The 13,667-nt window shown below is 59.0% G+C and carries 13 protein-coding genes; 8 read left to right on the top strand and 5 right to left on the bottom strand.

Going from position 1 to position 13,667, the window contains the following annotated elements; all coding sequences use genetic code 11:
* Positions 1–86: 86 nt before the first annotated feature.
* Both GIR22_RS20015 and aptA read right to left on the bottom strand, forming a co-directional pair.
* On the bottom strand, positions 87–1,580 hold the full coding sequence (locus GIR22_RS20015) for a CoA-acylating methylmalonate-semialdehyde dehydrogenase (RefSeq protein ID WP_154744997.1): 1,494 nt from the start codon (positions 1,578–1,580) through the stop codon (positions 87–89).
* Between the two features lie 39 nt (positions 1,581–1,619).
* The gene (aptA, locus tag GIR22_RS20010) at positions 1,620–2,969 is read right to left on the bottom strand and encodes an omega-aminotransferase AptA (RefSeq protein ID WP_154744996.1); all 1,350 of its coding nucleotides are present in this window, start codon (positions 2,967–2,969) and stop codon (positions 1,620–1,622) included.
* 126 nt (positions 2,970–3,095) lie between these two features.
* Between aptA and GIR22_RS20005 the strand changes: the two genes are divergently transcribed.
* The 5 genes from GIR22_RS20005 to GIR22_RS19985 all read left to right on the top strand — a co-directional run bounded on the left by GIR22_RS20005 (position 3,096) and on the right by GIR22_RS19985 (position 8,031).
* Positions 3,096–4,016 (top strand): LysR family transcriptional regulator, encoded by a 921-nt coding sequence (locus GIR22_RS20005; RefSeq protein ID WP_154744995.1) that lies wholly within the window; start codon positions 3,096–3,098, stop codon positions 4,014–4,016.
* A gap of 183 nt (positions 4,017–4,199) precedes the next feature.
* Positions 4,200–4,859 (top strand): TetR/AcrR family transcriptional regulator, encoded by a 660-nt coding sequence (locus GIR22_RS20000; protein WP_154744994.1) that lies wholly within the window; start codon positions 4,200–4,202, stop codon positions 4,857–4,859.
* A gap of 13 nt (positions 4,860–4,872) precedes the next feature.
* Positions 4,873–5,454 (top strand): IMPACT family protein, encoded by a 582-nt coding sequence (locus tag GIR22_RS19995; protein ID WP_154744993.1) that lies wholly within the window; start codon positions 4,873–4,875, stop codon positions 5,452–5,454.
* A gap of 387 nt (positions 5,455–5,841) precedes the next feature.
* The gene (locus GIR22_RS19990; RefSeq protein WP_154744992.1) at positions 5,842–6,528 is read left to right on the top strand and encodes an SDR family oxidoreductase; all 687 of its coding nucleotides are present in this window, start codon (positions 5,842–5,844) and stop codon (positions 6,526–6,528) included.
* A gap of 147 nt (positions 6,529–6,675) precedes the next feature.
* Positions 6,676–8,031 (top strand): 8-oxoguanine deaminase, encoded by a 1,356-nt coding sequence (locus GIR22_RS19985; protein WP_154744991.1) that lies wholly within the window; start codon positions 6,676–6,678, stop codon positions 8,029–8,031.
* Positions 8,032–8,135: 104 nt separating this feature from the next.
* Here GIR22_RS19985 and GIR22_RS19980 read toward each other — a convergent pair whose 3' ends face one another.
* Entirely contained in the window at positions 8,136–9,221 is a 1,086-nt protein-coding gene (locus GIR22_RS19980; protein ID WP_154744990.1) for a calcium:cation antiporter, read from the bottom strand.
* Positions 9,222–9,414: 193 nt separating this feature from the next.
* On the opposite strand from GIR22_RS19980, the gene GIR22_RS19975 reads away from it, so the two are divergent.
* Positions 9,415–10,368 carry an adenosine deaminase gene (locus tag GIR22_RS19975; RefSeq protein WP_154744989.1) on the top strand — a complete coding sequence of 318 codons (954 nt, stop codon included), beginning with the start codon at positions 9,415–9,417 and terminating at the stop codon, positions 10,366–10,368.
* A gap of 28 nt (positions 10,369–10,396) precedes the next feature.
* Here GIR22_RS19975 and GIR22_RS19970 read toward each other — a convergent pair whose 3' ends face one another.
* Entirely contained in the window at positions 10,397–11,119 is a 723-nt protein-coding gene (locus tag GIR22_RS19970) for an ArsR/SmtB family transcription factor (protein WP_154744988.1), read from the bottom strand.
* Between the two features lie 138 nt (positions 11,120–11,257).
* Complete coding sequence (locus tag GIR22_RS19965) at positions 11,258–12,187, bottom strand: LysR family transcriptional regulator (protein ID WP_154744987.1); 930 nt, start codon at positions 12,185–12,187, stop codon at positions 11,258–11,260.
* Between the two features lie 123 nt (positions 12,188–12,310).
* Here GIR22_RS19965 and GIR22_RS19960 point away from each other — a divergent pair, with 123 nt between their 5' ends.
* Together GIR22_RS19960 and GIR22_RS19955 are read left to right on the top strand one after the other, a co-directional pair.
* A complete protein-coding gene (locus GIR22_RS19960; protein ID WP_154744986.1) occupies positions 12,311–12,604 on the top strand; it encodes a putative quinol monooxygenase in 294 nt (97 codons plus the stop codon).
* Positions 12,605–12,631: 27 nt separating this feature from the next.
* Positions 12,632–13,645: a zinc-binding alcohol dehydrogenase family protein gene (locus tag GIR22_RS19955; RefSeq protein ID WP_154744985.1), complete on the top strand. Its 1,014-nt coding sequence runs from the start codon at positions 12,632–12,634 to the stop codon at positions 13,643–13,645.
* Positions 13,646–13,667: the final 22 nt, after the last annotated feature.

Genomic DNA, 13,667 nt, shown 5'->3' with positions numbered 1-13,667 from the left:
CTATTTTCACAATTCGGTTATATCGGTCAAAAAAGCCCCGAAAACGCAAAGGCCGACCCTAAAGGGTCGGCCTTCTGCCCTTCTACTTACAAACTCGGAAAGGCGAACTGCGATGCTTCATGGCTGGCCCGCTGTGGCCAGCGCTGGGTGATTGCCTTGCGACGCGTATAGAAACGCACCCCATCCGGCCCATATGCATGCAAGTCGCCAAACAGCGAACGCTTCCAGCCACCAAAGCTGTGATACGCCACTGGTACCGGCAATGGCACGTTCACACCAACCATGCCCACTTCGATCTCGTCACAGAACAACCGCGCCGCTTCACCATCACGGGTAAAGATGCAGGTGCCATTGCCGTACTCATGCTCATTGATCAATTGCATCGCCGCTTCCAGGCTATTCACCCGAACCACGCACAGCACCGGCCCAAAGATCTCTTCCTTATAGATGCGCATCTCGGGCGTCACACGGTCGAACAGGCAACCGCCCAGGAAGAAGCCATCCTCATGACCGGCCACGCTCAGGCCACGACCATCGACGACCAACTCGGCACCACAAGAAACACCGTCTTCTATATAACCACTGACCTTGTCCCGCGCCTGAGCGGACACCAGCGGCCCCATATCCAGGCCACATGTCGTGCCGGCGCCAATTTTCAACGCCTTGATCTGCGGTACCAACTTGGCGATCAGCGCATCCGCTACCTGATCCCCCACGCACACAGCCACCGAGATCGCCATGCAACGCTCACCGCAGGAACCGTAGGCTGCGCCCATCAAAGCACTGACCGCGTTATCCAGGTCCGCATCCGGCATCAGCACCGCATGGTTCTTCGCTCCGCCCAGCGCCTGAACACGCTTGCCACGCTTGGTAGCTTCGGAATAGATGTACTCGGCAATCGGCGTCGAACCGACAAAGCTCAAAGCCTTGACTTCCGGCGCTTCGATCAGCGCATCCACCGCGCCCTTGTCACCGTGCACCACACTCATGACACCTTTGGGCAAGCCGGCTTCCTGCAGCAATTGTGCAATCAGCAGCGTCGAGCTTGGATCACGCTCCGATGGCTTGAGGATGAAGCAGTTGCCGCAGACGATCGCCAGCGGATACATCCACAACGGCACCATCGCCGGGAAGTTGAACGGCGTAATGCCCGCCACCACACCCAGCGGCTGGAAGTCAGACCAGGCATCAATGTTCGGACCGACGTTGCGGCTGAACTCACCCTTGAGGATCTCTGGCGCCGAACAGGCGTACTCGACGTTCTCGATACCGCGCTTCAACTCACCGGCGGCGTCTTCCAGGGTCTTGCCATGCTCTTCACTGATCAATTGCGCAATGCGCGCTTCGTTCTGCTCCAGCAATTGCTTGAAACGGAACATCACCTGGGCACGCTTGGCCGGCGGCGTGTTGCGCCACGCCGGGAACGCCGCCTTGGCCGAGTCGATAGCGCTTTGAATGGTTTCACGGCTGGCCAGCGGCACTTGGTGAATCACCTGGCCAGTGGACGGGTTGTACACATCAGCGCTACGACCGTTGTCGGTCACCAGTTCGCCATTGATCAAATGCTGGATAAGGCTCATGCAGGGCTCCTGAAAAGTTGTTCTATATAGAAGGAGAAATCAGTCGATCTTGTTCAGCACTTCGCCGACCGCATCGAACAAGCGATCCAGGTCCTGCGGCTTGCTGTTGAAGGTTGGCCCGAATTGCAGGGTGTCACCGCCGAAGCGCACGTAGAAACCGGCCTTCCACAAGGCCATGCCGGCCTCGAATGGACGCACAATGGCATCGCCGTCACGCGGGGCGATCTGGATTGCACCGGCCAGGCCATAGTTACGGATGTCGATCACGTTCTTGCTGCCTTTCAGGCCATGCAGCGCATTCTCGAAATGCGGTGCGACTTCGGCCACGCTCTGCACCAGGTTTTCCTTCTGCAGCAGATCCAGTGCCGCCAAACCAGCCGCGCAGGCCACCGGGTGCGCCGAGTAGGTGTAGCCGTGGGGGAATTCCACCGCGTATTCAGGCGTCGCCTGGTTCATGAAGGTCTGGTAGATCTCGGAGCTGGCAATCACCGCTCCCATTGGAATGGCGCCGTTGGTGATTTGCTTGGCAATGCACATCAAGTCTGGGGTGACGCCAAAGCTGTCGGCACCGAACATCGAACCGGTACGACCAAAGCCTGTGATCACTTCGTCGAACACCAGCAGGATATTGTGCTGATCACAGATCTCACGCAGACGCTTGAGGTAACCCTGTGGCGGTACCAGCACACCCGCAGAGCCCGCCATCGGCTCAACGAAGACTGCCGCAATGTTGGACGCATCGTGCAGTTCGATCAGTTTGAGCAGCTCATCAGCCAAGGCGATACCACCCTGCTCCGGCATGCCACGGCAGAAGGCATTGCTTGCCAGCAACGTGTGCGGCAGGTGATCAACGTCCATCATCGCCTGGCCAAACATCTTACGGTTGCCATTGACGCCACCCAGGCTGGTACCGGCGATATTCACACCGTGATAACCACGAGCGCGACCAATCATTTTGGTCTTGGTCGCCTGCCCTTTCAGCCGCCAGTAGGCACGCACCATCTTCACCGCGGTATCGGCGCACTCGGAGCCGGAGTCAGTGAAAAACACATGGTTCAGGTTGCCCGGCGTCAGGTCGGTGATTTTTTCCGCCAGCTGGAACGACAGTGGATGACCGTATTGAAAGCCTGGAGAGTAATCCAGGGTACCCAGTTGCTTGGCGACCGCCTCCTGGATCTCCTTGCGAGTATGCCCGGCGCCACACGTCCACAGGCCCGACAGCGAGTCGTAGACTTTGCGGCCCTTGTCATCGGTCAACCAGCTACCTTCAGCAGCCACGATCAAACGCGGATCACGTTGAAAGTTGCGGTTGGCGGTATAAGGCATCCAGTGAGCATCCAGCTTCAGTTGACTGGCCAGAGAAGACGGAGCGTTTTCGGGCATATTCATGAGCAAAACCTCGCAAGGCAAAAGGCAGCGTAGGGATTTTAAAAGCGTTGTTGCAGCTAAATTGCCACGGGGATAAAGTCGGTGAAATCCAACTCTTCTAACCTTCAGTCAGGTCCCTACTAAACTATGAGCAGCCGCCGACCCGATCCCCTGGCCCAAGTCAGCGACTTCGATATCCGCCTGCTGCGCATCTTTCGCAGCGTGGTGGAGTGCGGTGGCTTCTCGGCGGCGGAAACTGTGCTGGGCATTGGGCGCTCAGCCATCAGTCAACAGATGAGCGACCTCGAACAACGACTGGGCCTGCGCCTGTGTCAGCGAGGACGCGCCGGCTTTTCCTTGACCGAGGAAGGGCGCGAGGTCTATCAGTCGGTGCTGCAACTATTAAGTGCCCTGGAAAGTTTCCGTACCGAGGTCAACGGCCTGCACCAGCACCTGCGGGGCGAACTGACCATCGGCCTGACCGACAACCTGGTCACCCTGCCACACATGCGCATCACTCACGCCCTGGCACAATTAAAGGAGCGTGGCCCGGATGTGCAAATCCAGATCCGCATGATCGCCCCCAATGAAGTGGAGCAAGGCGTGCTTGACGGTCGCCTGCATGTCGGTGTGGTGCCCCAGGCCAGCGCTCTGTCGGGCCTTGAATATCAACCGCTGTACAGCGAACGCTCCTTGCTCTACTGCGCGGTCGGCCATCCGTTGTTTTATGCCGATGACAAACAACTGGACGACGAACGCATCAACAGCCAGGACGCCATTGCCCCGACATTCCGCCTGCCCGCCGAAATCCAGGCTCACTATCAGGCGCTCAATTGCACCGCCAGCGCCTCCGACCGCGAAGGCATGGCCTTCTTGATCCTGACCGGCCGCTACATCGGCTACCTGCCCGATCACTACGCCAGCCTCTGGGTGCAACAAGGTCGACTGCGCGCGCTACAACCTGGCGCACGCTTTTATGACCTGAGCCTCGCTTCGGTCACCCGCAAGGGGCGTCGCCCGCACTTGGTGCTGGAAAGCTTCCTCGAAAGCCTGGCTGCAACCCGGTAAGTCGGGTTTTTATGAAGAGAATCCAATCAACTGGCCGGCTTCGTCGGGATCGCCACCCAGCACAATCATCGACACCTAATTAGGGGACCGCTTTGACAGTTTTCTCGTATCAGGACTTGTCTGAGGCTTGAGGGTGGGTTATCTGTGCATAAGTCGCATTCATCGATCTGCACGGAAATCTCCATGAGCCTCGAAGTTCCTGCCCACAGCAGCCGCACCGGAAAACCTGCAAGCCGTATTCGGCAAAAGAACGAGCAAGCGATTATCCAGGCCGCCGAAGACGAGTTTGCTCGCCACGGTTATAAAGGCACCAGCATGAACACCATTGCTGCGAAAGCGGGACTGCCCAAGGCCAACTTGCACTACTACTTCACCAACAAGATGGGGCTGTACATCGCCGTACTCAGCAACATCCTCGAATTGTGGGACAGCACCTTCAACACGCTGACCCCCGAGGACGATCCGGCTGAAGCGCTGACTCGCTACATCCGCACCAAAATGGAGTTTTCCCGGCGCCAACCACAAGCCTCACGGATCTTCGCCATGGAGATCATCAGCGGCGGTGAATGCCTGAGCGAATATTTCAACCAGGACTACCGCGCCTGGTTCAGCAGCCGAGCGTCCGTATTCCAGGCCTGGATTGACGCTGGCAAAATGGACCCGGTAGACCCGGTGCACCTGATCTTCCTGCTCTGGGGCAGTACCCAGCATTACGCCGATTTCGCCACTCAGATCTGCCGTGTCACCGGTCGTACCAAGCTGACCAAACACGACATGGAAGACGCCGGCAGCAACCTTATCCACATCATTCTCAAAGGCTGCGGTATCAAGCCAGCCCTCTAAGACGAAGCGACTCATGCCTTTCACACTGACCGGACTTTGCGAGTTTCGCGAAGAAATACGCAAAAGCCGCTTCCTCACCCTCGCCACACCCATCACCAGCCCACAGGACGCCCAGGCCTTCATTGAGCAGCACAGCGACCTGAACGCCACGCATAACTGCTGGGCCTGGAAACTGGGGGATCAATACCGTAGCAACGATGATGGAGAGCCCGGCGGCACGGCCGGGCGTCCAATCCTGGCAGCCATCGAAGCCCAGGGGTTTGATCAAGTAGTGGTGCTGGTGATCCGCTGGTACGGCGGCATCCAACTGGGCACGGGCGGCTTGGCCCGTGCTTATGGCGGTGGTGCCAATAAATGCCTACAGAATGCCGAGCGTCTCGAATTGATCAGCCGCCTACCACTGAGCTGTGCCTGTGGTTTTGCCGAACTGACGCTGGTGAAACTGCGCGTCGCCGAACTTGGCGGGTTGGTGGTGGAGGAAGTGTTCACCGCCAATGGCGTGGAGCTGCAGCTTGTGCTGGAAGAGGCGCAGATCGATACCTTGCAGTCCCAACTGGCGGACCTGAGCCGCGGACGCATCCTGCTGCAACGTTAAAACTGCCCACACCTACTGTGCACCCGCCTGTGGATAACCTGAGCACACTCACCTGTAACCCTTCTGTCACATGGGTTACAGGGCGTTGTTCATTTTTCGCTCAGATGTCCACACGAAAGTATTAATCCATTCCTAAAACAGTCAGTTAGCGGCTTTATCACCTTTATAACAAAGGGTCACGACGCTTATACCCAACCTTGAAGCTTGCACACAATTACTGTGGAGGAACCTGTGGATAACCCGTGCAAGAGTGCGCAGACGGTAGAGTTGGCAATGCTCGCGGGCAACTGTACGTTTTTTGATCAGCCCGCCGACAGCTATTGCAACAAAGACTGAGGTACTGTTGCCCATTAAATCCCTGAACCTTCACTCCAAAGGAAGCCATTCATGCCTACGACAAAAACCGCACTGATCATCGGCGCCTCCCGGGGCCTGGGCCTTGGCTTGGCCAAGCAATTGCTGGGCGACGGTTGGCAGGTCACCGCCACCGTCCGTGACCGGCAAAAAGCCGACGCATTGAAGGCCTTGGGAAATGTACAGATAGAACAATTGGACATCGACGATCAACCAGCCGTGATCGCCCTGAGCCAACGCCTCAAGACACAGACCTTCGACCTACTGTTCGTCAACGCAGGCGTCAAAGGCCCGACGAACCAGGAACCCGGCCACGCTACCCTGGCTGAAGTCGGCCAACTGTTTTTCACCAATGCCGTGGCACCGATCAACCTGGCCCAACGTTTTGTCGGGCAGATTCGTGCAGACAGTGGCGTGCTGGCTTTCATGAGTTCAGTGCTGGGCAGCGTGACCATCCCTGATGGCGCAGACCTGGCGTTGTACAAAGCCAGCAAGGCGGCACTGAACTCCATGACCAACAGCTTTGTCGTGCAACTGGGTGACCAGAAGTTGACCGTACTGTCCCTGCACCCGGGCTGGGTGAAAACCGACATGGGCGGCGAAAACGCGCACATCGACGTCGAGACCAGCGTCCGCGGCTTGATCGACCAAGTGAATGCCTACTCTGGTAAGGGCGGCCATCATTTTGTCGACTACCAGGGCCGGACCATTCCCTGGTAAACATCGCCCGGATTGTTATCGCCGGATTGCCGACGACAGCGATCCCCACGTAAACTGCCCACCTCGCCCTCCCCGGCGACCCTGGATCAGCAGACAGGGCAACACTGAGCTGGCAAACCTGAACCCATCATTCAGAGGAGCCGGCCAATGCCTGCGACCCGTATCTGGTTAAAAAACCCTCTCGCGATTTTCACTGCAAACACCCTCGATGCTCGTGGCGGCCTGGTGGTGCAAGATGGCGTGATCGTCGAAGTCCTCGGCCTGGGGCAAGAACCCACCAGCGCCTGTGGACACCTCTTCGATGCCCGCGAACATGTGATTCTGCCCGGGCTGATCAACACCCATCATCACTTCTATCAAACCCTCACGCGTGCCTGGGCGCCGGTGGTCAATCAGCCGCTGTTCCCGTGGCTGAAAACCCTCTACCCGGTGTGGGCCCGCCTGACACCGCAGAAGCTGGCGCTGGCCAGTAAAGTCGCCCTGGCCGAGTTGCTGCTCTCGGGCTGCACCACGGCGGCAGATCATCACTACCTGTTTCCCGACGGCCTGGAAAACGCCATCGACGTGCAAGTCGACAGTGTGCGCGAGTTGGGCATGCGTGCCATGCTGACCCGCGGTTCCATGAGTTTGGGCGAGGCCGACGGTGGCCTGCCGCCGCAACAGACCGTGCAACAGGGCGAAGTCATCCTGGCCGACAGCCAGCGCCTGATCGCCCAGTACCACGAGCGAGGCAACGGCGCGCAAATACAGATCGCCCTGGCGCCCTGCTCACCGTTCTCCGTCACCCAGGAAATCATGGCCGCCAGCGCCGAATTGGCCAACCGCCTCGACGTGCGCTTGCACACTCACCTGGCAGAAACCCTCGACGAAGAAGACTTCTGCCTGCAGCGATTTGGCCTGCGTACCGTGGACTACCTGGACAGTGTCGGCTGGCTCGGTCCGCGTACCTGGCTGGCCCACGGCATTCACTTCAACCCTGAAGAAATTGCCCGGCTCGGCGCGGCCGGCACCGGCATTTGCCATTGCCCAAGCTCCAATATGCGCTTGGCCTCGGGCATTTGCCCGACCCTTGACCTGCTCGCCGCCGGGGCGCCGATTGGCTTGGGTGTAGACGGTTCGGCCTCCAATGATGCGTCGAACATGATGCTGGAGACGCGCCAGGCGTTGTACATCCAGCGCCTGCGTTACGGTGCGGAAAAGATCACGCCGGAACTGGTTTTAGGCTGGGCCACCAAAGGCTCGGCGCAGTTATTGGGACGCAGCGACATCGGTGAACTGGCCGTAGGCAAACAGGCCGACCTGGCGCTATTCAAGCTGGATGAACTGCGCTTCTCCGGCAGCCACGATCCGATTTCGGCGCTGTTGTTATGCGGCGCCGACCGTGCGGATCGGGTGATGATCGGCGGCCAATGGCGGGTAATCGACGGGCAAGTCGAAGGCCTGGACCTCAAGGGCTTGATCGCCGACCACAGCCAGGCAGCGCGACAGTTGATCAGCGGCTAAACGCCCCACTGTAGGAGCGAGCTTGCTCGCGAAGAACCTGGGAGCACCGCGCTTAACCAGAAACCTCGCGTTATCGTTAACGACCATCGCGAGCACGCTCGCGCCTACAACCCCAACAGCGACAACATGATAAAGGTCGCAAACAAAACAAAGTGAGTCATCCCTTCGATGGCGTTGGTTTCGCCATCGTTGAGGTTGATCGCGCTGACAATCAAGGTAATAAACACCATCACTGTCTGCACCGGCGTCATCGCCATCTGAAACGGCTGGCCGGAGTAGAGCGCCATGGCCTCCATTACCGGCACGGTCAGGATCACTGTCGACAACGACGCCCCCAGCGCAATATTCACCACCGACTGCATACGATTGGCCAGCGCCGCCCGCAACGCGGTCAAAATTTCCGGCGCCGCAGAGATCGCCGCGACAACAATCGCGGTGATCATCGGCGGTGCGCCTGTACCTTCCAGGCCCAGGTCGAGGGTCTTGGACATCACTTCGGCCAGCGCGCCAATCACGATAACGCCAAAGATTAAAGTACCAATGGAGAATGCCAGGCTGGTGGACGGGGTTTCTTCGGGCGGCTTTTTACGGCGTTTTTCCGGGTAGCTGTAGCTGAAGAAATAACTGTGGGGGCCGACCTGCATCCGCAGGAACAGGGCGTACAAAACCACCATCGCGCCGATGGTGAAGGCCGAGTAAATTTTCCAGTCGGCCTCGGGGATAAATTCCGGCACTACCATCGAGACGCCCATGGCGGTGAGGATCATCACGCTGTAGGTCCGGGCGGAATCATCGTTGTAGGACTGTTCCCCATGCTTGATGCCCCCCATCAACGCCGCCAGGCCGAGGATGCCATTGATGTCCAGCATCACCGCTGAATAGATGGTATCGCGCACCAAGGTGGGCGACGGCTCATTACTCATCATGATCGCCAGGATGACCACCTCTACCAACACCGCGGCGAGAGTCAAGATCATGGTGCCGTAGGGATCGCCGACCTTTTCCGCCAGTTGCTCGGCGTGATGAGCCACACGCATCGAGGCCATGACAATAAAACCGATCAACGTCAGGCCACCCACTAACGCGACCACCTGCCCGCTGTGCAGCAACCAGTGTTCCAGCGGGTAGGCCACGATGGCGGCAATCAGCGCCAGCAGCATGAATTTTTCTTGCTTGAGGGATGTGAACATTACGGGCCTTTTCGAACGGCAAACCAGTCATTGATGGGGTACAGACTCCACCACGCCGCTAACGTTTCGTTACACCTTAGTTCACTCACCGCTTGTGCGAGGAAACCGAATGCTCACCGTTTGATCAGGTTTTGCCGATTATTTCGGCCATGGCCTGTAGAATGCCGCCATTGCACCTGATGAGATTTTATACATGTACGACTGGCTCAACGCCCTGCCCAAGGCTGAATTGCACCTGCACCTGGAGGGCTCACTGGAGCCCGAGCTGCTATTCGCCCTGGCTGAACGCAATAAGATCGCGCTGCCGTGGAGTGACGTCGAAACCCTGCGCAAAGCCTACGCCTTCAACAACCTGCAAGAGTTTCTCGACCTCTATTACCGGGGCGCCGATGTATTGCGCACCTCCCAGGACTTCTACGACCTGACCTGGGCTTACCTGCTGCGCTGCAAGGCGCAGAACGTGATCCACACCGAACCCTTCTTCGACCCGCAAACCCACACCGACCGTGGTGTGCCGTTCGAAGTGGTACTCAACGGTATCGCCGCCGCGCTGAAAGACGGCGAGCAGCAACTGGGCATCACCAGCGGCTTGATCCTGAGCTTCCTGCGCCACCTGAGCCAGGAAGAAGCCGAGAAAACCCTCGACCAGGCGCTGCCGTTCCGTGACGCGTTTGTCGCAGTCGGCCTGGACAGTTCGGAAATGGGTCACCCGCCGAGCAAGTTCCAGCGCGTGTTTGATCGCGCCCGTCACGAGGGCTTCCTGACTGTCGCCCATGCTGGCGAAGAAGGCCCGCCGGAGTACATCTGGGAAGCCCTCGACCTGCTGAAAATTGAGCGTATCGACCATGGCGTGCGCGCCATCGAAGACGAACGCCTGATGCAGCGGATCATCGACGAGCAAATCCCACTGACCGTGTGCCCACTGTCCAACACCAAACTGTGCGTGTTCGACCACATGTCCCAGCACAACATCCTCGACATGCTCGAGCGTGGCGTGAAGGTCACGGTGAACTCGGACGACCCGGCGTATTTCGGCGGCTATGTCACCGAGAACTTCCACGCCCTGCACACCCACCTGGGCATGACCCAGGACCAGGCCAAACGCCTGGCGCAGAACAGCCTGGATGCGCGGTTAGTCAAGCCTTGACAGGCACTGACTGAAACCCTGAGCAACGCTATGTGGCCAAGGCCATCGCAGAAGTGGCCAGCCGGGCAATTTCCATCTGCCCCGCTTCAGTGACCTGCAATGCCCTGGCCTCATGGATCTCGCGGACCCAGCCCGACTGCATGAACAAGCGCAATAAGCCGGCCCCTAATGCTCCACCCAGATGTGGCTGCTGCTCACTCCAATCGAAACAGTCGCACGCAATGGGTGAATTGCAGCCCTGGGCCAAGGCCTGGGTGAATATCCCGAAGCCCGCCAGATTGCGCGCCCCCTTGGGCGTCACCTCGATCCGCTGTTCCCGACGCTCGACCCATCCGGCGGCCATCATTCGTTGATAGAGACCGGCCGCCAGTTCGCCGCCTAAATGCCCTTGGCAAAGCCTGGCCCGGCGTAATGGTTCTGGCGCAACCAGTGCCTGAGCCAACGGGACAGACTTCGGCGCGCGGCGCACCGCACTGGCCACTGTGGCGCAGGCCAGGGCGTCGACGGCAGCTCCCACATCGGGTGCCGCCATACGAAAAAACCGCTTGTTCCCACGATCCTCGATTCGTAGCAAGCCGCCGGCCGCCAAGCGTGCCAGGTGGGCATTGGCCGAAGCTTGCGATACGCCCACCAGTTGCGCCAACTCATCAGTGGGTTTGGCCGAACCGTCCATCAACGCCCACATCATCGCGGTGCGTTTAGGGTGGGCCAACAATGTCGCGATCTGGCTGATGCAAGGTGCCTGTTCCATGTACCTATTCACTCCCTGTTGAATCATTTGTCTGTTGCATTGCGCAGAAAAGTATAAGCGCGAAAACGCCGGATTCCGGGGCGTCTGACAGACCAATCACAGACAGAGGTCGAATGAAAATTCCCGAAGTTTGCGAGGTTATTGCGTAGATATCTGTCGGTCTGGCAACTGTGCGGTCAACTTCATACAGCGGGACACAAGCATTTCCCGCAAAAGGTTGATCGGCTTGCTCAACTGAGCGCGATGGGCACACAACAGATTGAGTGGCGTGCGCTCGCCCCGCAGCTCCGGCAGGATCAGGCGCAAGCGCCCGGCCAGCACATCGGTGCTGACGTCCAGCCAGGACTTATAGGCAATACCGACGCCGGCCACAGCCCACCGACGGACCACGTCGGCATCATCACTGAACCGATCGCCTGTCACCGTCAGGCTGACCTCGCGCTTGCCGTCGTGAAAAAGCCACTGGTCATGCACCCGGCTGCCGAGCATATACAGCAGGCAATTGTGTTGGGCCAGTTGCTCCAAGTGACGGGGCTCACCGTGTCGGGCCAGGTAGCTGGGCGCAGCGCAGAGTACCCTGTGGTTCTGCGGGGCGATGGGCAAGGCGATCAGGCTGGAATCCTCGGGTTCGCCGTAGCGCAAGGCGATGTCCACTGGTTGGCGGAACAGGTCGGCAATGCGGTCGCCCAACAGCAGGCGCACACTCAGCTTGGGGTATTCGCGCTGAAACTCATCCAGCCAGGGCAGCAACTGGTTGCGTCCAAAGTCCGAAGGCGCCGACAGTTGCAGGACGCCGCTCACCTGATCCTGACCACTGGCCAACAACCGGCGCCCCTCATCCAGACTGCTCAAGGCAGTACGGGCGTACTCCAGGAACCCTTCACCTTCGGCGGTCAGGCGCAGGCTGCGGGTGGACCGCGCCAGCAGCCGCGCCCCCAGTTGCTGCTCGATACGCTTCAACGCCGCACTGGCCACCGCCGCGGACATGTCCATGACCCGCGCCGCCGCCGAAAGGCTGCCCAGGTCCGCCGCACGAACAAATAACTGCAAGTCATCAAAACGCAGCATGCTGAAAGCCCCAACCGATTATCAAAAAAATATTGAAAGAGACTGCTCTTTTAGCGGGTTTTATCTTGCAGAGAAATAGCCAATCATCTGTCCATCCCACTCATCACGTGCCTGGAGTCGAATATGTCCGCCGCCTTTAATGTCATTGCCACGCTGATTGCCAAACCCGGTCAACAGGACACCCTCGAACAATTGCTGCGTGGGCTACTGGAACCTACCCGCACCGAAGCCGGTTGCCAGCAATACGACTTGCACCAGGATCTGCAACACCCCGAGACCTTCTACATGCTCGAACGCTGGAGCGATGACGCCGCGCTGGCCGACCACGATCAGAGCGCCCATATCCAGAGCTTTCGCGCCAAGGCCGCGGATGTGATTGAGCATTTCGAGCTCAAGCGCCTGAAGTTCCTCGCCTGATCAACCCAACTCTTTTTGGAAACGCTCATGAAAGCTATCGCTTACTACGCCTCACTGCCCATCAACGACCCCAAGTCCCTGCAGGACATCGAATTGCCAGAACCGGTCGCCGGTCCCCGGGACCTGCTGGTAGAGGTCAGAGCCATCTCGGTCAACCCGGTGGACACCAAGGTCCGCCAGAACGTCGCCCCGGAAAACGGCGCAGCCAAGGTGCTGGGTTGGGACGTGGCCGGCGTGGTCAAGGCCGTGGGCAGTGAAGTGAGCCTGTTCAAGGTTGACGACAAGGTGTTTTACGCCGGCTCCCTGGTGCGCCCGGGCGGTAACAGCGAACTGCACACGGTGGATGAGCGAATCGTCGGCCACATGCCAAAAAGCCTGGGGTTTGCCGACGCCGCCGCACTGCCACTCACTGCCATTACCGCCTGGGAACTGCTGTTCGAGCGCCTGCAAGTGCGTGAAGGCAAGACTGATGAGAACCAAAGCCTGCTGATCGTGGGTGCTGCCGGTGGCGTCGGCTCGATCCTCACTCAATTGGCCCGCCAGCTCACCGCGCTGAATGTCATCGGCACCGCCTCGCGCCCACAAACCCAGGCCTGGGCCAAGGATCTGGGTGCTCATCTGGTGATTGACCACAGCCAACCGCTGAGCGAGGAGTTGAAACGTGCCGGCCATCCACACGTGACCCACGTTGCCAGCCTGACCCAGACCGACCATCACCTGGATCAACTGGTGGAAGCCCTGGTTCCCCAAGGCAAGCTGGCACTGATCGATGACCCCAAGGCGCTGGACATCAGCAAGCTCAAGCGCAAGAGCCTGTCGCTGCATTGGGAGTTCATGTACACCCGTTCGATGTTCGAGACGGCCGACATGATCGAACAGCACAACCTGCTCAACCGCGTGGCTGAACTGATCGACGCCGGCACACTGAAAACCACGGTGGGAGAGCACTTTGGGGTGATCAACGCCGCCAACCTGCGGCGTGCCCATGAACTGCTGGAAAGCGGCAAGGCCAAGGGCAAAATCGTGCTGGAAGGCTTCTAAGAGATAGGTCTGTCAGTGTCGT

The organism is Pseudomonas karstica, from assembly GCF_009707515.1.
Classification (GTDB): Bacteria; Pseudomonadota; Gammaproteobacteria; order Pseudomonadales; family Pseudomonadaceae; genus Aquipseudomonas; species Aquipseudomonas karstica.
This window is presented reverse-complemented; position numbering and strand designations above follow the sequence as displayed.